The organism is Kaistia algarum, from assembly GCF_026343945.1.
In the GTDB taxonomy this organism is placed as follows: Bacteria; Pseudomonadota; Alphaproteobacteria; order Rhizobiales; family Kaistiaceae; genus Kaistia; species Kaistia algarum.
The window spans coordinates 473,930-497,542 of sequence record NZ_JAPKNJ010000003.1; the positions used below are offsets into that span (position 1 = coordinate 473,930).

Annotated in this window: 21 protein-coding genes, 1 other RNA gene and 1 pseudogene; 20 read left to right on the top strand and 3 right to left on the bottom strand. The window is 65.2% G+C overall.

The features are described 5' to 3' along the window. Positions 1-93 precede the first annotated feature (93 nt). The 5 genes from OSH05_RS20525 to rnpB all read left to right on the top strand — a co-directional run bounded on the left by OSH05_RS20525 (position 94) and on the right by rnpB (position 4,226). The gene (locus tag OSH05_RS20525; protein ID WP_266352874.1) at positions 94-1,494 is read left to right on the top strand and encodes a hypothetical protein; all 1,401 of its coding nucleotides are present in this window, start codon (positions 94-96) and stop codon (positions 1,492-1,494) included. Positions 1,495-1,588: 94 nt separating this feature from the next. Further along, the gene (locus OSH05_RS20530) at positions 1,589-2,293 is read left to right on the top strand and encodes a J domain-containing protein (protein ID WP_104217810.1); all 705 of its coding nucleotides are present in this window, start codon (positions 1,589-1,591) and stop codon (positions 2,291-2,293) included. Further along, the gene (locus tag OSH05_RS20535; protein ID WP_104217809.1) at positions 2,290-3,075 is read left to right on the top strand and encodes an N-acetylmuramoyl-L-alanine amidase; all 786 of its coding nucleotides are present in this window, start codon (positions 2,290-2,292) and stop codon (positions 3,073-3,075) included. The genes OSH05_RS20530 and OSH05_RS20535 overlap by 4 nt, the downstream gene beginning before the upstream one ends. Positions 3,076-3,195: 120 nt before the next feature. Next, on the top strand, positions 3,196-3,711 hold the full coding sequence (locus OSH05_RS20540) for a lytic transglycosylase domain-containing protein (RefSeq protein ID WP_104217808.1): 516 nt from the start codon (positions 3,196-3,198) through the stop codon (positions 3,709-3,711). Positions 3,712-3,835: 124 nt separating this feature from the next. Next, positions 3,836-4,226, top strand: an RNA gene (rnpB, locus tag OSH05_RS20545) — RNase P RNA component class A. Positions 4,227-4,245: 19 nt separating this feature from the next. On the opposite strand, the gene OSH05_RS20550 is transcribed toward rnpB, so the two are convergent. Continuing rightward, entirely contained in the window at positions 4,246-4,716 is a 471-nt protein-coding gene (locus tag OSH05_RS20550; protein WP_104217807.1) for an MAPEG family protein, read from the bottom strand. Positions 4,717-4,850: 134 nt separating this feature from the next. On the opposite strand from OSH05_RS20550, the gene OSH05_RS20555 reads away from it, so the two are divergent. The 3 genes from OSH05_RS20555 (at position 4,851) to OSH05_RS20565 (ending at position 7,819) form a co-directional block, all read left to right on the top strand. Continuing rightward, a complete protein-coding gene (locus tag OSH05_RS20555) occupies positions 4,851-5,546 on the top strand; it encodes a TetR/AcrR family transcriptional regulator (RefSeq protein ID WP_266352876.1) in 696 nt (231 codons plus the stop codon). A gap of 57 nt (positions 5,547-5,603) precedes the next feature. Then, entirely contained in the window at positions 5,604-6,086 is a 483-nt protein-coding gene (locus OSH05_RS20560; RefSeq protein ID WP_207778706.1) for a cupin domain-containing protein, read from the top strand. A gap of 134 nt (positions 6,087-6,220) precedes the next feature. Further along, on the top strand, positions 6,221-7,819 hold the full coding sequence (locus OSH05_RS20565) for an FAD-dependent monooxygenase (protein WP_104217804.1): 1,599 nt from the start codon (positions 6,221-6,223) through the stop codon (positions 7,817-7,819). Here OSH05_RS20565 and OSH05_RS20570 read toward each other — a convergent pair. Further along, positions 7,816-8,313 (bottom strand): annotated as a pseudogene (locus tag OSH05_RS20570) (IS5 family transposase); the annotation flags it as partial. The gene OSH05_RS20565 and the pseudogene OSH05_RS20570 overlap by 4 nt on opposite strands. Positions 8,314-8,676: 363 nt before the next feature. Beyond that, the gene (locus OSH05_RS20575) at positions 8,677-8,847 is read right to left on the bottom strand and encodes a hypothetical protein (RefSeq protein WP_165801485.1); all 171 of its coding nucleotides are present in this window, start codon (positions 8,845-8,847) and stop codon (positions 8,677-8,679) included. Positions 8,848-9,590: 743 nt separating this feature from the next. Between OSH05_RS20575 and mraZ the strand changes: the two genes are divergently transcribed. From mraZ to murB, 12 genes are all read left to right on the top strand, one after another. After that, positions 9,591-10,076 (top strand): division/cell wall cluster transcriptional repressor MraZ, encoded by a 486-nt coding sequence (mraZ, locus tag OSH05_RS20580; RefSeq protein ID WP_104217800.1) that lies wholly within the window; start codon positions 9,591-9,593, stop codon positions 10,074-10,076. Next, positions 10,073-11,110, top strand: a complete 1,038-nt coding sequence (rsmH, locus tag OSH05_RS20585; protein WP_104217799.1) for a 16S rRNA (cytosine(1402)-N(4))-methyltransferase RsmH — start codon at positions 10,073-10,075, stop codon at positions 11,108-11,110. Before mraZ ends, rsmH begins: the two co-directional genes overlap by 4 nt. Further along, positions 11,107-11,535: a cell division protein FtsL gene (gene ftsL / locus OSH05_RS20590; RefSeq protein WP_104217798.1), complete on the top strand. Its 429-nt coding sequence runs from the start codon at positions 11,107-11,109 to the stop codon at positions 11,533-11,535. The genes rsmH and ftsL overlap by 4 nt, the downstream gene beginning before the upstream one ends. Then, complete coding sequence (locus tag OSH05_RS20595) at positions 11,532-13,256, top strand: peptidoglycan D,D-transpeptidase FtsI family protein (RefSeq protein ID WP_104217797.1); 1,725 nt, start codon at positions 11,532-11,534, stop codon at positions 13,254-13,256. The genes ftsL and OSH05_RS20595 overlap by 4 nt, the downstream gene beginning before the upstream one ends. A gap of 54 nt (positions 13,257-13,310) precedes the next feature. Further along, on the top strand, positions 13,311-14,759 hold the full coding sequence (locus OSH05_RS20600; protein ID WP_104217796.1) for a UDP-N-acetylmuramoyl-L-alanyl-D-glutamate--2,6-diaminopimelate ligase: 1,449 nt from the start codon (positions 13,311-13,313) through the stop codon (positions 14,757-14,759). Continuing rightward, a complete protein-coding gene (locus OSH05_RS20605; protein WP_104217795.1) occupies positions 14,756-16,207 on the top strand; it encodes a UDP-N-acetylmuramoylalanyl-D-glutamyl-2,6-diaminopimelate--D-alanyl-D-alanine ligase in 1,452 nt (483 codons plus the stop codon). Before OSH05_RS20600 ends, OSH05_RS20605 begins: the two co-directional genes overlap by 4 nt. Then, positions 16,207-17,289: a phospho-N-acetylmuramoyl-pentapeptide-transferase gene (gene mraY, locus OSH05_RS20610; protein ID WP_104217794.1), complete on the top strand. Its 1,083-nt coding sequence runs from the start codon at positions 16,207-16,209 to the stop codon at positions 17,287-17,289. The genes OSH05_RS20605 and mraY overlap by 1 nt, the downstream gene beginning before the upstream one ends. Before the next feature lie 171 nt (positions 17,290-17,460). Beyond that, positions 17,461-18,861 carry a UDP-N-acetylmuramoyl-L-alanine--D-glutamate ligase gene (gene murD / locus OSH05_RS20615; protein ID WP_104217793.1) on the top strand — a complete coding sequence of 467 codons (1,401 nt, stop codon included), beginning with the start codon at positions 17,461-17,463 and terminating at the stop codon, positions 18,859-18,861. Next, a complete protein-coding gene (gene ftsW, locus OSH05_RS20620; protein ID WP_104217792.1) occupies positions 18,861-20,036 on the top strand; it encodes a putative lipid II flippase FtsW in 1,176 nt (391 codons plus the stop codon). Before murD ends, ftsW begins: the two co-directional genes overlap by 1 nt. A gap of 1 nt (position 20,037) precedes the next feature. Beyond that, positions 20,038-21,159 carry an undecaprenyldiphospho-muramoylpentapeptide beta-N-acetylglucosaminyltransferase gene (gene murG, locus OSH05_RS20625; RefSeq protein WP_104217791.1) on the top strand — a complete coding sequence of 374 codons (1,122 nt, stop codon included), beginning with the start codon at positions 20,038-20,040 and terminating at the stop codon, positions 21,157-21,159. Next, the gene (gene murC / locus OSH05_RS20630; protein WP_104217790.1) at positions 21,156-22,568 is read left to right on the top strand and encodes a UDP-N-acetylmuramate--L-alanine ligase; all 1,413 of its coding nucleotides are present in this window, start codon (positions 21,156-21,158) and stop codon (positions 22,566-22,568) included. Before murG ends, murC begins: the two co-directional genes overlap by 4 nt. Further along, entirely contained in the window at positions 22,565-23,509 is a 945-nt protein-coding gene (gene murB, locus OSH05_RS20635; protein ID WP_104217789.1) for a UDP-N-acetylmuramate dehydrogenase, read from the top strand. Before murC ends, murB begins: the two co-directional genes overlap by 4 nt. Positions 23,510-23,613: the final 104 nt, after the last annotated feature.

The window sequence follows — 23,613 nt, forward strand, 5'->3', positions numbered from 1 at the left end:
CTAATAAGATGTATAAACGAGCTCATCGTCTTATGGTGGTGGGGCGCGATGAGCATGCAACAGGACGAAGACCCGGCGAACGAAGATAGCAAATTGACGGGTGACGACAGCGCGGCAGCGACCCGTTCGCTCGGCAAGTCGGCGTCGGTCGAAGAGCAGCGCAACTTGCTGACGGCCATGTGGATATCGTTGTCCCCGGTCGGTCCAGACGTGGCGTCGGTCCTGCCTGCAGCTGTCGATGCCGAGATCAAGAGGCGGCTTGCGCCAGGATCGGGACTGGCCGACCTCAACGTCGCCGAGCAGTTGCTTATCAACGGCGTGTCGGGACCGGCCCTCGACGAGGCGATCGCCCGAAAATTGGTCGAGGCCAAGCGGCGCGGCATACCGGATGCGGCTGAGAGCGCCGCTCGCTACACGAACCTTATGGCGCAAGCCGGGCTCGACGATACGCGGAAGCGGGCATTCCTGCTCGGCATCGTCACCGACCTGCAGCATTTCGGGCTTCGCAGTGCCCAGGTGCGTTTCCGCCGGTCACAGGCGATCGCCTTCGTCAGCCGGCTGACACGTTGGGCCGTGGGCTTCGCGATGTTACCGTTTTTGATCTTCCTGCTGCATCGCGCCAGCCTCGTCTATCCGGTCGCGCCGCTGAAGCAGGTCGGCGGCGGGATCGCGTGGATCGTGACGACCTTTCCCAATTACGGGCTCTATACGGCGGTGACGTTCGGGGCGGTGGGTGCCTTGTTCAGCCGCTACACCCGGTTCCAGGAGGCGACGATCACGGCGGTACCCCTGGACGATGCCGACGCCTATTACAGCAGCGCAAACGTGTTGCTGCATCTTCTGATTGGCACGGTCGGCGCTATGTTCATCTACTTCTTTGCCGCCTCCGGATTGCTGACCGGGCCGCTCGTCCCGGATCTCAGGGCGTTGACCTATGTCGCCGCGAAATCGCCGGATGCCACGGGGCCGTTCTGCAACCTGCTGGCCGACCCCGTCGACTGCCGGGTCGAAGCCGAAAAACAGCCCGCGCCCTGCGACAAGGCGGACAATCCCTGCCCGGATGCCGTGGGAACAGCGACGTCCGGGTCCGGCGATGGCACTGCTGGTGGGGGCGGCACTGAGAACACGGAAGCCTCCAAGGAGGGGAGGGGGATCACCACGGTTCTCGGGATATTGACGCCGAACGCTCTCGTCCCATCGCGCGATCTCGCCCTTCTGATCATATGGGCGATTCTGGCCGGCTTCTCCGAGCGCCTGGTCCCGAACCTTTTGACGTCGACAACCCGCCAGATCGAGGCTCGGGCCGCCGAGACCGAGGCGAAAACGGTTGTCGTCCAGACCTCGCCAGTTTCTCCAAATCCGGTTCAGAATGATCCGGATGCAGAAGAGAGAGACATCCCAAGGGCGGCCAATAGGCCTGGAGACGCAGTCGTCCAAGATCCCGCAGTGCCGGATCCGCAGCCGAAGCCGGGAGGCGACGCTAGTCAGGGGTAATCGAGCGACCGAGGAACTACCCCTGGAAGAACCGGTGGGCTGCGGCGCTCTGCAGTCTCGCCGCCGCCGCGATCGTTCCTTATGATGCGGCGTCATGAGCTTCTGGAACCGACTCGGGGACATGATTTGCCGCATCCCCGGCGGCTGCGCTGTGGTCGACCATGTGGTCGAGGCCATACGCTCGACCTTCGGCACGGCGGCCGAACGGCGCCATGCGGCGTTTTCGATCGCCATGATCGCGCTTTCGGCCAAGATGGCGAAGGCGGACGGTGTCGTTACCAGCGACGAGATCGCCGCGTTCAAGGAACTCTTCGAGATCCCGGAGGCCGAACGCGGCAATGTCGCGCGACTGTTCAATTTAGCCAAGCAGGACGTCGCCGGCTTCGAATCCTATGCGAAGCGGATGGCGGGACTGTTCGACGAGGGCTCGGAGGTGTTCGAGGACATCGTCGACGGACTGTTCCACATCGCGACGGCCGATGGCGCGCTGCATGAGGACGAACTCGCCTTCATCTCGCGGGTCGCGTCGATCTTCGGCATCAGCGAGACGGCCTATCTCAGGATCGAGAGCCGGCATCTCGTGCCGGCCGATGGCGACCCATACCGTATCCTCGGCATCGAGCGCTCGGCGTCGAATGATGATGTGAAGCGCCATTATCGCCGCATCGTCTCCGAGACCCATCCCGACAAGCTGATCGCGCGCGGCGTGCCGGCCGAATTCATCGCGATCGCGACCGCCAAGGTTGCGGCGCTCAATGTAGCCTACGACCGCATCCGCCGGGAGCGCGCCTTCGCATGATCGGCGACAGCCCGCTTGTGAACGCCCTGCGGCCGTCTGCGAATTTCGGAGGCCGCGCCGAGGGCATCGCAACCGACATCCTGCTCCTGCACTATACCGACATGCCGACGGCGGACGCCGCCATCGCCTGGCTCGCCGATCCGCGTTCGCAGGTCTCGTGCCATTATGTCGTCGCCGAGGACGGCACGATCACGCAGCTCGTCAGCGAGCGCGACCGGGCCTGGCATGCCGGCGTCTCGACATGGAAAGGGCAGGGCGACATCAATTCGCGCTCGATCGGGATCGAGATCGCCAATTGCGGCCATGATCACGGCTATCCGGATTTTCCGGACGTGCAGATCGAAGCGGTGATCGCGCTCGGCTGCGACATTTGCGCCCGGAACCCTATTCCTGCGGCGCGCGTTCTGGCGCATTCGGATGTCGCTCCGGGGCGCAAGCGCGATCCCGGCGAGAAGTTTCCCTGGGCGCGGCTCGCGGGCGCTGGATTGGGCCATTTCGTCGAGCCGGAGCCGATCCGTGGCGGACGGTTTTTCCAGATCGGCGATCACGGAGCCCCGGTCGAGGCGCTGCAGGGGCTGCTGGCCTGGTATGGCTACGGCCTTGATATCGATGGCGACTTCGGAACCGACACCCAGCAGGTCGTCGCCGCCTTCCAGCGTCACTTCCGGCCCGAACGGGTCGATGGCGTCGCCGACGCCTCGACGATCGCAACGCTGCACCGTCTGGCCCGCGCGCTGACCCCGCCAGCCGGGCAGGGGGCCGCCGAGATGGCGCGCGACTGACATCTCGTTGTTCACGAAGTATTTCAGAAATACATTTGATTTGAGTTTTCCTGCCCCATTTCGGGACGGTTGACCGGCGAAAGGGTGCGCCGTCGTCAACAATGCGAGTGCGTCCACGGAATGAAGAAGTTCTGCGTAACGGGTCTGTCCGCCTCTCTGGCCGCTATGGTTCTCCTGAGCGGATTTTCGATCTCTTTTGCCGAAGCTGGTTCGGCCCGCCTTTTGAAGAACAATACGAGCCGCATCGCCGCCGCCAGCCGGACGGATGATTTTGACGGCCTGATCGCGAGCTATGCGAGCGCCAACAACGTTCCGATCTCGCTGGCTCATGCGGTTGTCCGTGTCGAGAGCAACTATAATCCGAAGATGCGCGGCTCCGCCGGCGAGATCGGCCTTATGCAGGTCAAGCTGCAGACGGCTCGCGGCATGGGTTATCGCGGCAGTGCCAAGGGGCTCTATGAGCCGGCGACGAACATCCGGTACGGCATGATGTATCTGGGCCAGGCGCGGCAGATTGCCGGCGGCGATCTCTGCGGCACGATCCTTCGCTACAATGCTGGTCATGGCGCCAAGCGCATGTCCAGCGGCCCGCTGCGTTACTGCGGCAAGGTCAAGCAGTTGATCGCCTCGAACTGAGGTGCATCGGCGGTGCGGCGCGCGCTGGTTTTACGTCCGCGCCGCACCGGTTTTTCCTGTTTCGCCGGAACCGGTTTGCCGCGCGGGCTTGACCCGCTCCCGCCCGCCCCATAAGTCGGGCGGGCCAGTCGGCCGGACGACCGCTGCTGCAGAACCGAAAGGTTGCAGGGGAGGAAAGTCCGGGCTCCATGGAAACACGGTGCCGGGTAACGCCCGGCGAGGGCGACCTCAGGGAAAGTGCCACAGAGAGCAAACCGCCCGGCGTTCGCGCCGGGTAAGGGTGAAAGGGTGGGGTAAGAGCCCACCGCGCTTCCAGCAATGGCGGCGGCACGGCAAACCCCACCGGGAGCAAGACCGAATAGGGGCGGCACGGACCTTCGGGTCCAGGCAGTTTCCAAGCCCGCCGCCCGGGTAGGTCGCGCGAGGCGTCCGGCAACGGACGTCCAAGATGAATGGTCGTCACGCGGCGGGAAACCGCCGCCCTACAGAACCCGGCTTATAGGCCGGCTGGCAAATTAATCGTCGTCGATGGTCTCAGAGCCATCCGATGCCGTAGAGCAGCACGCGGCCGCTGATGAAGATCAGGATCAGCGAGCCGGGCGTCCAGATCAGCGAGCGCACATCGTGGGTCTGCGCCGTCGCATAGGCGACGAAATGGAGCAGCCGCGTCACGACGAAGCCGTAGAGCAGCCATTGCGCCAGCACGAGCGACGGGCTCGTCAGGACGAAGAGCAATCCGGCGACGAGGAAATAGGGCAGGCTTTCCAGATCGTTGAGCTGGATGCGGCGGAAGCGCTCGACGCGCGGGTTCAGATCGAGCTGATGCGGGTTCGGCTTCGGGTTGAATGGTGTCTTCTTCGCATCCTCGGGATTTCGAAAGCCGCCATTCTCGCGGATCATGGCGATGACCGTCAGCCATGACAGGCTCACGGCCTTCAGGATCATGATCGAAGCAGCTACCGCATAGGTCGCGAAGACCGGGTCGGCGAAGTTCAGCCTGTCCATTTCCGTCTCCCATGCACCGGCCGTCGCCCAAGGCAACGCATCCATCCGACTGCATTCGGATTTTTAGACCATTGGTCGAATTTGTCAATCTATAGACATGTTACCAATCGTTCGGTATAAGATTGGATGCATCGATGGCAGGGATACCGATGAACGAAGACCGTACCGACACCACCGACCGCAGTTTGAGTTCCGCCCGGCAGGCGCGGCAGGAACGGCGGCGCGATCGTTCCCGCGAGGAGATCCTCGGCGCGGCGCGCGCGGTGCTGCTTCGGAGTGGGGCGGCCGCGATGACGCTGGACGCGGTCGCCAAGGAAGCCGGCATGTCGAAGACGGGGCTCTATTATTATTTCCCCTCCAAGGATGCGCTGGTCTTCGAGCTCGTCTTCGGCGCGCTCGAGGGGCATGCCCAGGCCGTCGACGTCGCGGTGGAAGGGGCGGACACCGGCGGCCAGATGCTGGGTGCAATCATCCGCGAGACGGTCCACGCCTTCGCGCCGAAGCTGGACGATTTCCGGCTGGCTTTCCTGTTCGGCCAGGTGGCCGGTGCCGGTGCCATCCATTGGACCGACGAGCAACTGGCGCGGATGCGCCCTCTGAACGAGCAATTGCTGGCCCGAACGACGGCAAAGCTTGCGGGGGAGGGCGGCGAAACGCGGTCCCGTGCCGCCGTCGAGCCGCGGCTTCTGGCCTTCCTGGCCTATCTCGCCGCCATCGGCCTGCTGACCATGAAAGGCATGGTCGAGCATGTCGAGGATCCGCTTGTCTATTCCGACGAGGAACTCGTCGAGGGGTTCGCGCGGGTCTTCGCGGCGGCGGCATCGCCGTGAGGGGAAAAATAGACAGATTTTCAGTGCGCCAAGGCGGCGCCAATCGGGAGGAAGCAGATGGCAATCCACACACCGATGTCGATAGAGGGCGAATCCATTCCGGTCTGCGAGCGGCGGTTTCTCGGCTTGCCGACCTGGATCCGGGCGGGACGCGAGGAAACCGGCGGCGCCCTCAGCCTCGTCGAGCAGGTCATTCCGCCGGGCTTCGAATCGCCCTGGCACATGCATCGCGATGAAGACGAGTCGTTCTATGTCATCGAGGGCGCGATCCAGGTGGTCGTCGAGGATCGCAGCGTCACGCTCGGCGTCGGCGATTATGCCTTCGGGCCCAGGGGCGTCGCCCATGGTTTCCGCGTGGTCGGCGATGCGCCGGTGCGGCTTCTGCTGATGACGACGGGCGGGGCTTTCGCCGACTTCATGCGCGAGGCGAGCGATCCGGCCGATGGCGGCGCGCAAGGTGCAGGCGAACCCGATATGGCGCGTCTGATGGCTGCCGCCGAACGGAACGGCCTCGCTATCCTTGGGCCGATGCCGAGCTGAAGGCGAACGCGACGATCCGGCCCGCGTCAGAGGGTTTTCCCAGCAAAGCTGCGGATAATCCGGGCATGTAATTTCATGCTAGAGCATAGGTGCGGCGTCTCGGCTGTGGCGGGCTGTTTCTTGTGGGGAAGACAATGGCAGGCGGCGAGAAATCTTCGATCCTGGTGGTCGGCGCGGGCCCGGTCGGGCTGACGCTGGCGCTCGCATTGGCGCGCCACGGCGTACCGGTGCGCATCATCGAAAAACTGGCTCAGATCCTGCCTTACTGCCGGGCCATCGGCGTTACGCCGCGGACGCTGGAAGTCTGGAGCGATCTGGGTGTCGCGCGCGATATCATCGATGCCGGCCTGTGGCTCACCGGTGCCCGGATCTATAATCCGGACGGCTCGTTCCGCGATCTGACGCGCGACTATCCCGATCTGCCATTTTCGCCGCTCGGTATCCCCCAATACAGTACGGAGTCGGTCCTGCAGCAGCATTTGGCGCGCCTCGGCGTGCGGGTGGAGCGCGAAGCCTCGCTCGGATCGCTGGCGCAGCAGGGCGACGAGGTCGCCGTCGAGATCGACACAGCCCAGGGCCGCGAGAGTGCGACCTTCCGCTACGTCATCGGTTGCGACGGCGCCCACAGCATGGTGCGCAAGGCGCTCGACATAGCTTTCGAGGGCGATGCGATGCCCGCGGAATTCATGCTGGGCGACGTCCATATCGACTGGGACGTTCCGCGCGGTTTCGCCGTGCGCGCCGTCCGACCGATCGAGAATTCAGTGCCGGACCTGCTGGTCGCCGTGCCGTTGCCAGAGCCGGGCCGCTACCGCGTGTCGACCGTGCTGCCGGAGCGGCTGCGCGCGCCCAGGACGGGAACCGACCATGGGATTCAGGCCGACAGGCCCGGCGCCACGCTCGAGGATATCCAGCAAATCGCGGCGCGGCTGTTGCCCGGAACGCCCACGCTGTCGGACCTGCGCTGGTCGTCGATCTTCCGCATCAGCATGCGCCTCGCGGCACGCTATGGTTCCGGCAATGTCTTCATTGCCGGCGATGCCTGCCATATCCACCCGCCGACCGGCGGCCAAGGCATGAATACAGGCGTCCAGGATGCCTACAACCTCGCCTGGAAACTCGCGCTGGTCGTGAAGGGATCGGCGTCGCCGGCCCTGCTCGACAGCTATGAGGCGGAGCGCCGTCCGGTCGCCGCCGATGTGGTGGCGCGTACCACCGAGCAGAGCTTCAATTTTGGACGCGACGGCCGGGTGCCGGACCGATTGGAGGACACCCAGGTTCTGGTGTCCTATCGCTCTGGTCCGCTGGCTCGCGGCGAGGGACCGGGCAATGTCGCGGCGGGGGATCGCGTTCCCGATGCGAGCGGATTTCAGCGCGCCGGTATCGGTTTCCCCTTGCGCCTCCATGAACTGCTGGGCGACGCCCGGTTCGTCCTGCTGGCCGCCATCGGGGCGTCGGATCTGCCACGCATTGAGGCCTGTTCAGCAGACCTCGCCCGGCGCTGGCCGGGCCTGGTGCGGGTCATCGCCATTCTCGCCGGTAACGAAACAGCGCCGGAGCCGGCCGGCGTGGAACTGATCCGCGATCCCGATGGCGCCTTCGGAAAAGCCTTCGGAACGCAAGAGCCGGGTGCGTGGCTGGTTCGACCCGATCTCCATATCGGGCTCGCGGCAAATGGCGTGAGCTTGAGTGGGATCGAGGCCTATATCGAAACCAATGTGCGGATCGCCTAGGCGGCGTGGACAAATTTGAGCCAGTATCTCGTGGTGGCCAGAAGCAGGATGTCGAGGAAGCTATTGGCTAGTTGATCGTGGCGGGTAGCGATGCCGCGATTGACCTTCAGATACCCGAACATACGCTTGACCCGGTTGCGCTGCTTGCAGAGCAGGTGGTTGTGTTTGATTTTCACGCGACGGTTCGACCTGGGTATGACGGCTTCGATCTTCCGTTTGGCGAGGTCGGCGCGGATGGCGTCTCTGTCGTAGCCATTGTCAGCAAGCAGCGCGACCGGTACGCGTTCGGGCAGGCCGACCAGGGCTTTATATGCTTTGCAGTTTGCAGCCTCATCGCCTGTCAGGTGGAACGCGATGGGTCGTCCGAGGGCATCAGCCAAGCAGTGAAGCTTGCTTGTGAACCCGCCCCGCGAGCGGCCAAGAGCGCGTCGATGAGTCCCCCTTTTCCGCCCGCTGCTGAAACATGGTGCGGACTGTGGTGCTGTCGATGCTGTAGTGGCCGCTGTCCGCCATGACCTCGGTGAGCGTCACCGCCACGGTCTATCAAATCCCAGCTTCACTCCAGCGCCTGAACCGCCGATGGATGGTGTGCCAACTGCCATATTGGGTGGCACGTCGCGCCATGGAGCGCCGCAGCGGAGGCGCCAGAGAATGCCGTTGATGATCGAACGGTTCTACTCGGGACGTCTGCCTCTGCCACGGTTCTCTGGCTTGATCGGCAACAAGCCCTTGAGAACACGCCATTCTGCTTCGGTGAGATCGCCTCTGCTCAAACCTGCCTTCAAAAAGCAGCCTTCAATCAATCCTTGGGGGCTACGTCAATCGCATCGACGTCCAAATGGCAGAACGCTCATATGCTATTCCGCCAAGGTGACCGACAGTTCGAGAGGGCTGTCGCTATCCGCAAAAAATCGGCTGCCGTCCTTAAACTCGATCACGACCTCTCCATCGCGGTGGCGCAAGATACGCCGAACAACCTTGCCGCGCAGCATCGACGTCGTTCGTTCGCTCTCTTCTTCTAGTGTCATTCCCAATGCTAACAACCCGATCGCAGGAAAGCGATCCCTGCGCTAACGATGTATTTGTCCACGCCGCCTAGCTTCTGATGATCCGGGCCGGCTCGGGTCCTGCCTCTTCCAGCTGCCGCCGACGTTCCCGGGGCCAGTCGTTGCGGGAGCGAACCGGATCGCGTCGCGTCGAGACCCGAGACGACGCGGGTGGCTACGGGTGATTTTCGGCCCCCTTCCGGCTACCGGTCGAGCACCGGCCAGACCGGGCTCCTTGAGCCGATCAACGGCTTTCCGCAGCGACATAAACGCAATCCCACTGCGCCGCACCGGGCATCCGTCGATCCTTGCTCGCCATGTGGAAACCGGCCGCCGGCATGGTGCGACGGCTGTAGCGCCCCATCCCAGCCGTGACTGCCGCCTTTGCCACCAGCCCATGTCGCAGAGGGCGGAAACCCAGCAAAATGCTGGCGGCGAAGGGTCGATAGCCTCGCCTCTTCAACGCAAAATTAAGCCTAACCAATTCATGCTTGTCTATCGGCAACTGGTCAAAGGTGGGGCCCGATTCCATTGACGCCCATATGCTCCCATGCTATCCCAAATTTACTCCGGAGCGTTGGAGCTGGGTCCGAACTTTTCGTGTCGTTCCAGCGTGTGCATCCCGGAGCTGTGTTCCCTGTCCGCGTCTGTGAGTTCTTGTCTGTGCTCGCTTGTCGCGCCCGGAACGAGAGGTCGTTTGCGTCACGAGGCTGGGCCGAGAGGCGATGGAAGAGTTCGTATCCACCTTCACCAATCGGCTCGATTCCAAGGGGCGCGTCTCCGTGCCCGCTTCATTTCGCCAGGTGCTGATGCGCGACGGTTTCGAGGGGCTCTATTGTTGTCCGACGCTGGATCAAAATGCGGTCGATGCCGGGGGGAACCGCCTCCTGCAGCAGATCCGCGCCAGCCTCGGACGCTTCGAGCCGTTCTCCGAGGATCACGAATTCCTCTCGACGACGCTGATCGGCGAAAGCGAAATCCTGAGGCTGGACGGGGAGGGGCGCGTCGGCCTGACGGAGACCCTCAAATCCTATGCCGGCATCGCCGATCAGGTAACCTTTGTCGGCCAGGGCTACAAGTTCCAGATCTGGGAGCCCGAGCGCTTCGCCGCTTACCGTTCCGAAGCCAGGAACCGGCTTCGCGATCTGCGCCAGCGTCTCGTTCCCGGAAGTCGTGGACCCGCGTCGGCGGATCCGGGAGGCTTGGAATGACCGCGGCAGGCGATGCCCGGGCGGGCGACGTCGGCGGACCGCCGCGGCATGTTTCCGTTCTTCTGCGCGAGGTACTGGAGCATCTCGCTCCTGCCCTGGACGGCGTCTATATCGACGGCACCTTCGGTCTTGGCGGCTATACACGCGCAATCCTCGCGAGCGGCGCCCGCGTCGTCGCGATCGACCGCGATCCGACCGCGATTGCCGGCGGGGCCGGGCTGGTCGCCGACGCGGCAGGGCGCCTCACCCTCAGCGAGGGTCGCTTCGGCGAACTGGACGAAATCGCCGAGATGGTCGGCTTCGATGCCGTCGATGGCGTCGTGCTCGATATCGGCGTCTCCTCCATGCAGCTCGACGAAGCGGAGCGAGGCTTCTCCTTCCGCTTCGACGGGCCGCTCGACATGCGCATGGGCGGCGATGGGCCGAGCGCCGCCGATATCGTCAACGCCATGGAGCCGCGCGACCTCGCCCGCATCTTCTCCGTATTGGGCGAAGAGAAGCGGGCGGCGGCGCTCGCCCGTGCCATTGCCGAGGACCGCAAGAAGACGCCATTCCTGCGGACGCTCGAGTTCGCCGGCCTGTGCGAACGCGTGGTCGGCAAGCGCCAGAGCGATCCGATCCATCCGGCGACGCGCGCCTTCCAGGCGCTGCGCATCTATGTCAACCGCGAACTCGACGAGCTCGGCGATGCGCTCGCCGCCGCGGAGCGGATCCTGAAGCCGGGCGGCCGGCTCGTCGTCGTCTCCTTCCATTCGCTGGAGGACCGCATCGTCAAGCGCTTCCTCGCCGAACGCAGCGAGGCGCGCGCCGGCGGCTCGCGCCATCTGCCGGAACAGTCGATTGCGCCGCCGACTTTCAGCCTCGTCGGCAAGGGCCCCGTGCTGCCCGGCGTCGACGAGATTCGCACCAATCCGCGTGCCCGCTCGGCCAAGCTTCGCGCCGCCATTCGCACAGAGGCGCCGGCGCGGCCGTTCGATCCAGCGGCTGCCGGCGTGCCCAGCCTGCCGAATTTCGACCAGGAGAGATCGCGATGAACCGTGGCGTCAGCGTGATGTGGGTCGGACTGATGGTCATGGGCGCCGTCGTCACCTATGCGATGAAGGACAGCGCCGGCCGGGCCGCCGACCGCGTGCACAAGCTCCGCGCCGACATTGCCGCCGAGAAGGATACGATCAACGTCCTGAAGGCCGAGTGGAGCGTGCTCGACCAGCCGGCTCGGCTGCAGGATCTCGTTGCGCGCTACGGCAACTATCTGAAACTGCAGCCGCTCGATGTGCGCCAGCTCGCCAGCATCGCCGACGTTCCCGACAAGCCACCCGTGCCGCTGACCAGCGCCGTCGATCCGCTGCGGACCAGCTCGATCAAGCCGGTTGCGGCGCCGGCCGGCGCCGCGGTGCGCGCCGATGCGCCGGGCTCCATGGGAGCGCAGCCCCTACCTGCGACGGGAGAGAAGCCATGACGCTGACCTTGACCGATCATCCCGACATGTTTGCCAAGGCTGGACGCTCCAAGCAGAAGATCGCTCCGAGGGCGCGCCAGGACCAGACGCGCGGCCGCATCCTGCTGACCATCTCTGCGTTCCTTCTTGTCTACGGCGTTATCGCCGGACGCCTCGTCATGCTCGGTACGAGCGACCCGGCGGCAGCTGCAGCCCGTGGCAGCGCCGCTTCCGCCATCGCGACCGCACGCCCGGATATCGTCGACCGCAATGGCGAAATTCTCGCCACCGACATCAAGACCGCATCGCTTTTCGCGGAGCCGAACAAGATCGTCGATCCGGACGAGGCGACCGAGCTCATCACCTCGGTGCTGCCGGATCTGGACGCCGGCCAGTTGCGCAAGAAGCTCTCGACCCAGGCAGGATTTGTCTGGATCAAGCGCGAGATCACGCCGACCCAGCAGGCGCAGATCCACGACCTCGGCATTCCGGGCGTCGGCTTCCTGACCGAGAACAAGCGCTTCTATCCGGGCGGGCCGGCCGCCGCGCATATTGTCGGCCTCGTCAATGTCGACAATCAGGGCATCGCCGGCATCGAGCGCGCCATCGACGAGCGCGGCCTCGGCGATCTGCACCAGGCCGGCTTCGCCATGAAGGCCAGCGGCCAGGAGCCGGTCCGGCTGTCGATCGACCTCCGCGTCCAGCATATCCTGCGCGACGAACTGGTCGGCGCGATGCAGAAATACCAGGCGCTCGCGGCGATGGGCGTCATCGTCAACGCCAAGACCGGCGAAGTCGTCGCCCTGGCGTCGCTGCCCGATTTCAATCCGAACGATCCGGTCGATGCCAATAAGCCTGACCGGCTGAACCGCCTGACCGCCGGCTCCTACGAGCTCGGATCGGTGTTCAAGAGCTTCACTTTCGCCATGGCGCTCGAATCCGGCAAGGTGAAGATGACCGACAGCTTCGACGCCCGCGCGCCGCTGCATATCGGGCGCTTCACCATCCATGATTCCCACAGCCTCGGCCGCGTCCTCAGCGTGCCGGAGATCTTCCAGTATTCGTCGAACATCGGCACGGCGCGCATGGCGCTGACGCTGGGCGCGACGCTGCAGCAGCAATATCTCAAGCAGTTCGGGCTCGCGACCAAGCTGAAGACCGACCTGCCGGAAGTCGCCATGCCGCAATTGCCGAAGCGCTGGAGCGACGTCACCACGATGACCGTCGCCTTCGGCCACGGCATCGCCATCACGCCGATGCAGGCGGCGATGGGCGACGTTGCGCTGGTGAATGGCGGGCATTTGCTGTCGCCGACCTTCTTCCCGCGCACGCAGGAACAGGCCTTCGCCGACTCCACCATCATGGTGTCGAAGAAGACCAGCGACGAGATGCGCTGGCTGTTCCGCTTCAACGCGGTCAACGGATCCGGCCGTCACGCCGACGTTCCGGGCTATGTGATCGGCGGCAAGACCGGCACGGCCGAGAAGATCGTCAACGGGCGCTATGTGAACGGCCATTATCTCAATTCCTTCCTGGCGAGCTTCCCGATGGACGACCCGCAATATGTCCTGCTGGTTTCGGTCGACGATCCGAAGCCGGAAAAGCCGAACCTGCCGGCGCTCGCCGCCTGGAATGCTGCCTTCGTCGCCGGCAACGTGATCCGCCGTTCGGCCGCGCTGCTCGGCGTGCAGCCGCGCAGCGAGAACGAAAGCCACCCCGATGCCATGCTTGTGTCGTATTGAGCGTCGATGGAGCGCCCGCGCGCGCTACGTCAACCGATAGGATATGATCTGCCCATGCGACTCGGCGATCTTGCCTCGAATGATTTCAAGCTACCCGACGGGGCGGCGGAGATCGGGATCGAAGGCCTAACATCCGACAGCCGGTCCGTCCGGCCCGGATTTCTTTTCGCCGCGTTGAAGGGCGTTGCCGCCGACGGTTCGCGTTTCGTCGAGGATGCCGTGAAGCGCGGCGCCGCGGCTGTCCTGGCCGCACCGGGAACGCAGGCCGGCGTTCCCGTGCTGACCGCCGGCGATCCGCGCCATGCGTTGGCCATCCTGGCGTCGCGCTTCTATCCGCTGCAGCCGGCGACGCTGGTTGCGGTGACGGGCACAAGCGGCAAGACATCGGTTGCAGTGTTCCTGCGACAGATCTTCGCCGCCGCGGGCCATGCCAGCGCCTCGATCGGCACGATCGGCGTGGTTTCGCCCAAGGGATCGCACTATGGCAGCCTGACGACGCCCGATCCGGTCGAGTTGCACCGCATCCTCGACGGTCTCGCCCGCGACGGCGTCACCTATGCCGCGCTGGAGGCGTCCAGCCACGGCCTCGACCAGCATCGGCTCGACGGTGTCCGTCTCAAAGCCGCCGGGTTCACCAATCTCGGCCGCGACCACATGGATTATCATCCGACGGTCGAGGACTACTTCGCAGCCAAGCTACGATTGTTCACGGAAATTCTGCCGGCAGACGGCGTCGTCGTCACCGATGTCGACAGTTCCTATGGCGCGCGCGTTTCCGAGGTGGCGAGGCTTCACGGGCAGCGTCTCCTCGATGTCGGACGTTCCGGTCAGGCGATCCGCCTCCTGGCGAATGCGCCCCATGCGGGCGGGCAAAAGCTCGGCCTTGAGGTGCTCGGGACGCCGATGACGGTGGATTTGCCGCTGCTCGGCGCCTTCCAGGTCCAGAACGCGCTCGTCGCTGCCGGCCTTGCCATAGGAGCAGGCATGCCGGCGGGCCAGGCCATCGCCGCGCTCGCCACGCTGACCGGCGCGCCCGGACGCCTGGAGCGGGTTGGTACCTCGCCGACCGGCGCGCCGATCTTCATCGACTATGCCCACAAGCCCGATGCGCTGGACCAGGCGCTTGCGGCGCTCCGCGATGTCGCCACACGCCGGGTCATCGTCGTCTTCGGCGCCGGCGGCGACCGTGACGCTGGCAAGCGCCCGCTGATGGGCGAGGCGGCGACGCGGCGCGCCGATGTTGTCATCGTCACCGACGACAATCCACGCTCCGAGGCACCCGCCACGATCCGTGCCGCGATTCTGGCGGCCGCACCGGGAGCGATCGAGATTGGCGACCGCGAGCGCGCCATTCGCGAGGCCATCGCCATGCTCCAGGCGGGCGATGTGCTCTGCATCGCCGGCAAGGGCCACGAGACCGGGCAGATCGTCGCCGGCGTGGTCCATCCTTTCTCCGACCATGAGGTGGTCGCTGCAGCGCTCGCCGAGGAGCGCGCCGCATGAAAACACTCTGGACCTTCGAAGAACTCGTCAGCGCGATGCGCGGGCGTCCGACCTCGCAGGGGCCGGCCGCGATCACCGGCATCTCGATCGACAGCCGGACGGTGGTTCCCGGCGATGCCTTCTTCGCCATCCGGGGCGATCGCTTCGACGGACATGACTATGTCGGCAGCGCCGCCGGGCATGGTGCCGCGGTCGCGGTCGTCGCCGAGGAGCGGCTCGCCGGCCTCGGACGCATGACGGTCCCGCTCGTCGTCGTCTCCGACGTGCTGAAGGCGCTAGAGGGGCTCGGCCGGGCGGCGCGGGCTCGCTCATCGGCCAGGATCGCGGCCGTCACGGGCAGCGTCGGTAAGACGACGACCAAGGAAATGCTGGCGCTGGCGCTGGCCGAGAGCGGCCGCACGCATTTCTCGCCGGCTTCCTTCAACAATCACTGGGGCGTGCCGCTGACGCTGGCTCGGATGCCGGCCGATGCGCGCTACGCCGTCTTCGAGATCGGCATGAACCATGCCGGCGAGATCACGCCGCTTACGGCGCAGGTTCGTCCCCATGTGGCGATCGTGACCACGGTCGAGCCGGTGCATCTGGAATATTTCCCCGACGGGATAGCCGGGATTGCGGCCGCAAAGGCCGAGATCTTCACCGGCGTCGAGCCGGGCGGCGTCGCGATCCTCAACCGCGACAACCCGCTTTATGAGACGCTGGCCCTGAAGGCGATCGAGGCCGGCATCGACCGGATCCTCGGCTTCGGCGAAGCGGCGGATGCGGAAGGACGGCTGATCTCGGCCGACCTCCAGGCCGACCAGTCGCTGGTCGTGGCATCGCTGCTTGGCCGCGAGGTCGCTTTCACGATCGGTGCGCCGGGCCGCCACATCGTCCAGGACGCACTGGCCGTGCTGCTGGCGGTCGCCGAACTCGGCGGCGATGTCGACAAGGCCGCCGCCTCGTTCGCCGGCCTCGCCGCGCCGAAGGGCAGGGGATCGCGCCACCGTCTCCATATCGGCGATGGCGAGGGTTTGCTGATCGACGAGAGCTACAACGCCAATCCGACCTCGATGCGCGCGGCCATATCCGTGCTGGGCAATGTCGAGCGGGCGGATGGCGGCCGACGCATCGCCGTTCTCGGCGACATGCTGGAACTGGGGCCCGAGTCGCCGCAACTCCATGCCGGTCTGGCCGAACCGCTCGTTGCCGCCGGCATCGAAAGGGTCTTCCTGGCAGGGCCGAATATGGCGGCGCTCTGGCAGGTCTTGCCGCCGGCCATGCAAGGCTATTATGCGGAGAAGGCGAGTGATCTCGATCCGATTCTCGGTGCAGAGATCACAGCCGGCGATGTCGTGATGGTCAAGGGCTCCAATGGCAGCCGTATGGCCGGTGTCGTCGATGCGCTCAAATTGCGTTTCGCGCCGCCGGAACCCGCGGCTCACTCCGACGCTGAAGGACCCGCCTGATGCTTTACTTCCTCGGGGATCTTTCCGGGCAAGTCTCCGCGCTCAACGTCTTCCGCTACATTACCTTCCGCGTCGGAGGCGCGACGATCACGGCATTGATCTTCGTCTTCCTGTTCGGCCCCACCATCATCCGGGCGCTGCGGGTCAAGCAGGGAAAAGGCCAGCCGATCCGCACCGACGGCCCGCAGAGCCACCTGATGAAGAAGGGCACGCCGACCATGGGCGGGCTGATGATCCTGTCCGGGCTCATCGTCTCGACCCTGTTATGGGCGAACCTTTCCAGTCTCTATGTCTGGACGGTGCTCGGGGTCACCGTCGGCTTCGGGGCGATCGGATTTTACGACGACTATCTCAAGGTCACCAAGCAGAGCCATAAGGGCTTCTCCGGGCGGGCCCGCCTCCTTGCCGAGTTCGCCATCGCGGCGATTGCGTGCCTTGTGATTTCGCGCACCTCCGGCGGCCCGCTGGCTGATGCGCTGACCTTTCCGTTCATCAAGTCCTGGGTTCTGGATCTCGGCTGGTTCTTTATTCCCTTCGGCGCCTTCGTGATCGTCGGTGCCGGTAATGCGGTCAATCTCACCGATGGTCTCGACGGGCTGGCGATCGTGCCGGTTATGGTCGCGGCGACGAGCTTCGGCATCATGGCCTATCTCTCGGGTAACGCCGTCTTCGCCGAGTATCTGCAGATCCATTTCGTGCCGGGGACCGGCGAGCTCGCGGTGCTTTGCGGTGCCATGTTCGGCGCCGGCCTTGGGTTTCTCTGGTTCAATGCACCGCCGGCTGCGATCTTCATGGGCGACACCGGTTCGCTGGCGCTGGGCGGCATGCTCGGCGCCATTGCGGTGGCGACCAAGCATGAGATCGTCCTCGCCATCGTCGGCGGCCTCTTCGTCCTGGAGGCGGTCTCGGTGATCATCCAGGTCGCTTCGTTCAAGCTTACCGGCAAGCGCGTCTTCAAGATGGCGCCGATCCACCATCATTTCGAGCAGCTCGGCTGGACAGAGCCCCAGGTCGTGATCCGCTTCTGGATCATCGCCGTGGTGCTGGCCATGATCGGGCTTTCCAGCCTGAAGCTCAGATGAGGGCCGGATGACGAAGCGGGGCGCTCTTTCTCCACCTCTTCCTGAGCGAAAGGACGGCCCGTGGGGACGGGAGAGGGTTTACGCCCTCTCCAGAAACGCCGTAAACCCTCTCCCGCCGCGCGCCGCGCGGCGACCTCTCCCTCTGGGCGGGGTGAAAGGAAGGGTCTGGACATGATTCCCGTCACCACATTCGCCGGCAAGAAGGTCGCCGTGTTCGGCCTCGGCGGCAGCGGCATCGCGACGGCCAAGGCGCTTGCCGCGGGCGGAGCGCTCGTCTCCGCCTTCGACGACAATGCGGCGTCGGTGGTCAATGCGGCGGCTTCCGGCGTGCCGACGAGCGATCTTCATACGGCCGATTTCAGCGAGTTCGCCGCTCTGGTGCTGGCGCCGGGCGTGCCGCTTACCCATCCGGTGCCCCATTGGACCGTCGAGAAGGCGAAGGCTGCCGGCGTTGCGATCATCGGCGACGTTGAGCTCTTCTGCCGAGAGCGCCGCGCGCTGGCACCCAAGACCCCGTTCGTCGCCATCACGGGCACCAATGGCAAGTCGACCACCACGGCTCTGATCGCGCATATGCTGCGCGTCGCCGGCCGCCAGGTCGAGATCGGCGGCAATTTCGGTCCGGCTATCCTGTCGCTGGCGCCTCTCGACGACAACATCACCTATGTCATCGAGTGCTCGTCGTTCCAGATCGATCTCGCGCCGACGATCGACCCGACGGTCGGCATCTTGCTCAACGTCACCGAGGACCATCTCGACCGGCACGGCACGATGGAGCGCTATGCTGCGATCAAGGCACGAGTGGTCCGCCGCTCCGAGACGGCCATCGTCGGAATTGACGACAGCTGGTCGGCGGCGATCGCGGCTGAGCTCGATCGCGCCGGAAAGACCCTCGAGCGGATTTCCGTGCGTCGGCCGGTAGCCGACGGATATTACGCCGACCGCGGCACGATCTTCGAGGCGGATGACGCTTCGTCGCGACGCATTGCGGATATCCGCAGCATCGGTTCGCTCCGCGGCGCGCATAATGCGCAGAACGCCGCCGCCGCCATCGCCGCTGCGCGGGCGCTCGGCGTCGCAGAGGCGACGATCGCCAAGGGGCTGAAGAGCTTTCCGGGCCTCGCGCACCGGATGGAAGAAGTCGCGACGTTCGGCAAAGTGCTGTTTGTCAACGATTCCAAGGCAACCAATGCCGACGCGGCCGGCAAGGCGCTGGCCAGCTTCGATCGGATCTACTGGATTGCCGGCGGCAAGCCGAAGACCGGCGGCATTGCCAGCCTCTCGCCCTATTTCCCCAGGATCGCCAAGGCCTATCTGATCGGGGTCGCGGCGGAGGAGTTTTCCGAGACCCTCGCCGGCGAGGTGCCGTTCGAGATCGTCGGCACCATGGAGGCTGCCGTCCTTGCGGCAGCCCGCGACGCGGCCGAGGACGCGGCGCCCATGCCCGTGGTGCTGCTCTCGCCAGCCTGCGCCTCGTTCGACCAGTATCGCAATTTCGAGAAGCGCGGCGACCATTTCCGCTCGCTGGTGCGTGCGTTGCATCCGAACCCATCGATTGAGGAGGTCAGGTGATGGTCAGCAGGGCCGATCGCGGTGTCTTCGCCGAATGGTGGTGGACGGTCGACAAATATCTCCTGTCGGGGGTCATCGCGTTGATGTTGATCGGCGTGGTGCTGTCGCTGGCCGGCAGTCCGCCGGTCGCGGAGCGTATCGGCCTCGACAGCTTCCATTTCGTCGAACGCCATGTCGCCTTCCTGATTCCGGCCCTCGCGATCCTGATCTCCACGTCGCTGCTGTCGCCGCGCGATGTGCGGCGCGTGGCCCTCATTGTCTTCGTGGTCGCGATCGCCCTCATGTTTGCGACGCTCTTCATCGGGCAGGAGGTGAAGGGCGCACGGCGTTGGATCAACGTCATCGGCTTCTCGCTGCAGCCTTCGGAATTCATGAAGCCGGCCTTCGTGGTGCTGTGCGCCTGGCTTTTCACCGAGAACACGCGGCGCAGCGACATTCCGGGCAATATTTTCGGCGTTCTCCTGCTTGGCATCGTCGTGGCCTTGCTGGTCGCCCAGCCCGATCTCGGCCAGACCATGCTCGTCGTGGCGTCCTGGTCGGTCGTGTTCTTTATGGCTGGCCTTTCCTGGATCTGGATCGTGGCGCTCGCCATTCTCGCCGCCGGTGGCGCGGTCGCAGCCTATACCGTGTTTCCGCACGTCGCGGGCCGCGTGAACCGCTTCCTCGATCCCGGCACGGGCGATACGTTCCAGGTGGACACCGCTCTCGAGTCGATCCGCAATGGCGGCCTGTTCGGCCGCGGGCCGGGCGAAGGGCTGGTGAAGCGCATTCTCCCGGACAGCCATACGGACTTCATCTTCGCCGTCGGTGCGGAAGAGTTCGGCGTGATTTTCTGCATCCTGCTGGTGATGGTCTTCGCGTTCGTCGTTATTCGCGGCCTGTCGCACAGCCTGAAGAACGAGGATGCCTTTGTCCGCATCGCCTCGGCCGGGCTCATCGTGCTGTTTGGCATCCAATCCTGCATCAACATGGCCGTTAATCTGAACCTGATGCCGGCCAAGGGCATGACGCTGCCCTTCGTCTCGTACGGTGGCTCGTCCATGCTCGCGCTCGCCTTCCAGATGGGGCTGGTGCTGGCGTTGACGCGCCGCCGGTTCGAGCCGATCCGCCTGACGGCCGGCTTCCAGGCGCTCCAGGCGCCGGCGTTCCCGCAGCCAAAGGCAGGGGCTGCCTGAGTTGAACCGGGGCACGATCCTTCTTTGCGCGGGCGGCACGGGTGGGCATCTCTTCCCGGCCGAGGCGCTCGCCCATGTCCTGATCGCTAGAGGCTGGCGGATCGATCTGGCCACCGACCACCGCGTCGAAGCCTATGGCCAGAGCTTTCCGGCGGAGAAGACCCACATCCTCCGCTCGGCGACGCCTTCGGTGAAATCGCCGCTGGTGATGGCCAGGGCCGGATGGAGCCTCTGGCAGGGCTACTGGCAGGCGAGGGCGCTGATGACGACGCTGCGGCCGAAGGTCGTCGTCGGCTTCGGCGGCTACCCGACGGTGCCGCCGATGCTGGCCGCAGCCCATCTCGGCGTGCCGACCATCGTCCATGATGCCAACGCCGTCCTTGGGCGCGCCAATCGCATGCTGGCCAAGAGGGCTCTCGTGCTTGCGACGTCGTTCCCTGGTGTCGCCCACGGAGGCGGCATGGCGAAGATCGTGCAGACAGGCAATCCGGTGCGCCATGCCGTGGTCGAGGCGAGTCGTGTGCCGTTCGATCCGATCGCTCCGGGCGGTCCGCTTCGCCTCGTCGTCTTCGGCGGCAGTCAGGGTGCGCGCTTCTTCTCCGATCTGCTACCGGAAGCGCTGAAGCGCCTTGATCCACCGCTCCGGCGACGGCTGCAACTCGTTCAGCAATGTCGGCCCGAGGACATGGCCCGCGTCACGCAGGTCTATGCCGAACTCCAGATCTCCGCCGAGCTGGCGCCGTTCTTCCGGGATTTGCCGGCCCGGATCGCGCAGAGCCATCTGGTGATCTCGCGCTCCGGCGCCTCGACGGTTTGCGAACTCGCCGTGATCGGCCGTCCGGCCATCATGGTGCCGCTGCCACATGCGATTGACCAGGATCAGAGCGCCAATGCCCGCATCCTGGCTTCCGCCGGCGGTGGCTGGATCGTGCCGCAGGCCGAACTGACTGCCGAGCGCCTCGTGGCGGAACTCACGAATTTCCTCGCCGATCCCTCCCGCCTCGAAATGGCGGCGACGGCGGCAAAATCGGTTGGCCGTCCGGATGCGGACGAGCGCCTCGCCGATCTGGTCGAGCGCGTCGCCGCCGGATCGTCGCTCGATCTTTCTGGAGAATCCTCATGAAGATGCCCACGGACATCGGGCCCGTTCATTTCGTCGGCATTGGCGGTATCGGCATGAGCGGCATTGCCGAGGTGCTGGTCAATCTCGGCTATCGCGTGCAGGGTTCCGATGCGGCGGAAAACGCCAATGTCCAGCGCCTCCGCGCCAAGGGCGTCCGGATCGCCATCGGCCATGACGCTGCCAATCTCGGCGAGGCGCGGCTGGTCGTCGTTTCCTCTGCGATCAAGCCGGGCAACCCCGAGCTGAAAGCCGCGCGCGCCCGCCTGCTGCCCGTCGTTCGCCGCGCCGAGATGCTGGCCGAATTGATGCGCCTGAAGAGCGCCATCGCCATTGCCGGCACCCATGGCAAGACGACGACGACCTCGATGGTCGCGGCGCTGCTCGACGCTGGCGGCTTCGACCCGACCGTGATCAATGGCGGCATCATCAACGCCTATGGCACCAATGCCCGCATGGGCGCCTCTGACTGGATGGTGGTCGAGGCCGACGAGAGCGACGGTACCTTCGTCAAGCTGCCGGCCGATGTCGCGCTCGTCACCAATATCGACCCCGAGCATCTCGACCATTACGGCTCGTTCGAGAAGGTGCGCGAGGCCTACAAGCAGTTCATCGAGAACATCCCCTTCTACGGCTTCGCCGTGATGTGCCTCGATCATCCGGAGGTGCAGTCGCTGATCGGCCGGATCGAGGATCGTCGCATTGTCACCTATGGCGCCAACCCACAGGCCGATGTGCGCTACACGGATCTTCGGACCGAGGGCCCCAACTCGCGCTTCACCGTCCATATTCGCGACCGGATCACCGGTGTGACGACCGAAATCGCCGGCCTCAACTTGCCGATGCCGGGCGAGCACAATGTCCAGAACGCGACCGGAGCGGTCGCCATCGCCCATCAGCTCGGGATATCCGACGAGGCGATCCGCAAGGGGCTGGCGTCGTTTGGCGGTGTGAAGCGGCGTTTCACCCATACGGGAAGCTGGAATGGCGTCGAGATCTTTGACGATTACGGCCACCACCCGGTCGAGATCGCGGCGGTGTTGCGGGCCGCGCGGTCCGCGTCGCGTGGCAGCGTCGTCGCGGTGGTCCAGCCGCACCGCTATTCGCGCCTGCATGATCTCTTCGATGGCTTCTGCTCGTGCTTCAATGATGCCGAAACGGTGATCGTCGCCCCGGTCTATGCCGCCGGCGAGGCGCCGATCGAGGGCATCGACCGCGACCATCTTGTCGACGGACTCAAGGCGCGCGGCCATCGCGACGTCTGGGCGCTGGAAGCGCCCGCCAAGCTTGCCGGCATGATCGCCGACCTGGCGAAGCCGGGCGACTATGTCGTCTGCCTTGGCGCCGGCTCGATCACGAACTGGGCCTATGCGCTGCCCGGCGAACTCGAAAAGATCGGCCCCGCGCCGTGAGCTTCCCACCGCTCGACCTTGATCTCGACGGCATACGCGGCCGCGTGACTCCAAATTTCGGTCTCGACGCCGTGACCTGGTTCCGCGTCGGCGGTCCGGCGCAGGCGCTGTTCCAGCCGGCAGATGCCGAGGATCTGGGGCTCTTCCTGTCGCGCCTGTCCGAGAGCGTCTCCGTGCTCGTCATCGGCGTCGGGTCCAATCTTCTGGTGCGCGACGGCGGTATCGAGGGCGTGGTCATCCGTCTCTCCGCTAAGGGGTTCGGTTCGGCGACCCGGCTGGACGGCAACCGCATCCGCGTCGGCGCAGCACTGCCCGACAAGCGCGTCGCCGCTTTCGCGCTGGAGGAGGGGCTCTCCGGCTTTGCCTTCTATCACGGCATCCCAGGCGGCATTGGCGGGGCGCTACGCATGAACGCCGGTGCCAATGGGGGCGAGACGCGCCAGCGGCTGGTCGAGGTCACGGCGCTCGACCGCAAGGGACGGCGTCTCACGCTGACGAACGATGAGATGGGCTTCACCTATCGCCATACCGCCGCGTCGGAAGATCTCATCTTCATCGATGCCGTCTATCAGGGCGAACCGGCCGATCGGGCGGCGATCCGGGCGGCGATGGACGAGGTGGAGGCGCATCGGGAACGTGCCCAGCCGATCCGCGAGAAGACGGGCGGCTCGACCTTCAAGAATCCGCCGGAAAATTCGGCCTGGAAGCTTATCGACGCCGCCGGTTGCCGCGGCCTGCAAATCGGTGGGGCTCAGGTGTCGCCGATGCACTGCAACTTCCTGATCAACACGGGCGACGCGACGGCCCACGACCTCGAGCTTCTGGGCGAGACCGTTCGGGCGCGCGTGTTGGAATCGAGCGGGATCCGGCTCGATTGGGAGATCAAGCGGCTCGGAAATCCATTGCCTGGCGGCGAGGTCCGGCCGTTTCTGGGTCACTAAGCAGCACGTGTGATGGTTGAGCAACGGCCGCGTGTCATCGTTGGCTTGGGTCCATTGAAACGGTATGCATGCGCGAGGTGCGGGTGTTCTGGAAGTTGTTTTAA

Bases quoted from the DNA above. Each gene is read 5' to 3' on its own strand.
- OSH05_RS20530 (WP_104217810.1), top strand. From the start codon at position 1,589: ATGAGCTTCTGGAACCGACTCGGGGACATGATTTGCCGCATCCCCGGC.
- OSH05_RS20535 (WP_104217809.1), top strand. From the start codon at position 2,290: ATGATCGGCGACAGCCCGCTTGTGAACGCCCTGCGGCCGTCTGCGAAT.
- OSH05_RS20540 (WP_104217808.1), top strand. From the start codon at position 3,196: ATGAAGAAGTTCTGCGTAACGGGTCTGTCCGCCTCTCTGGCCGCTATG.
- OSH05_RS20550 (WP_104217807.1), bottom strand. From the start codon at position 4,716: ATGGACAGGCTGAACTTCGCCGACCCGGTCTTCGCGACCTATGCGGTA.
- OSH05_RS20555 (WP_266352876.1), top strand. From the start codon at position 4,851: ATGGCAGGGATACCGATGAACGAAGACCGTACCGACACCACCGACCGC.
- OSH05_RS20560 (WP_207778706.1), top strand. From the start codon at position 5,604: ATGGCAATCCACACACCGATGTCGATAGAGGGCGAATCCATTCCGGTC.
- OSH05_RS20565 (WP_104217804.1), top strand. From the start codon at position 6,221: ATGGCAGGCGGCGAGAAATCTTCGATCCTGGTGGTCGGCGCGGGCCCG.
- OSH05_RS20575 (WP_165801485.1), bottom strand. From the start codon at position 8,847: ATGACACTAGAAGAAGAGAGCGAACGAACGACGTCGATGCTGCGCGGC.
- mraZ (WP_104217800.1), top strand. From the start codon at position 9,591: ATGGAAGAGTTCGTATCCACCTTCACCAATCGGCTCGATTCCAAGGGG.
- rsmH (WP_104217799.1), top strand. From the start codon at position 10,073: ATGACCGCGGCAGGCGATGCCCGGGCGGGCGACGTCGGCGGACCGCCG.
- ftsL (WP_104217798.1), top strand. From the start codon at position 11,107: ATGAACCGTGGCGTCAGCGTGATGTGGGTCGGACTGATGGTCATGGGC.
- OSH05_RS20595 (WP_104217797.1), top strand. From the start codon at position 11,532: ATGACGCTGACCTTGACCGATCATCCCGACATGTTTGCCAAGGCTGGA.
- OSH05_RS20600 (WP_104217796.1), top strand. From the start codon at position 13,311: ATGCGACTCGGCGATCTTGCCTCGAATGATTTCAAGCTACCCGACGGG.
- OSH05_RS20605 (WP_104217795.1), top strand. From the start codon at position 14,756: ATGAAAACACTCTGGACCTTCGAAGAACTCGTCAGCGCGATGCGCGGG.
- mraY (WP_104217794.1), top strand. From the start codon at position 16,207: ATGCTTTACTTCCTCGGGGATCTTTCCGGGCAAGTCTCCGCGCTCAAC.
- murD (WP_104217793.1), top strand. From the start codon at position 17,461: ATGATTCCCGTCACCACATTCGCCGGCAAGAAGGTCGCCGTGTTCGGC.
- ftsW (WP_104217792.1), top strand. From the start codon at position 18,861: ATGGTCAGCAGGGCCGATCGCGGTGTCTTCGCCGAATGGTGGTGGACG.
- murC (WP_104217790.1), top strand. From the start codon at position 21,156: ATGAAGATGCCCACGGACATCGGGCCCGTTCATTTCGTCGGCATTGGC.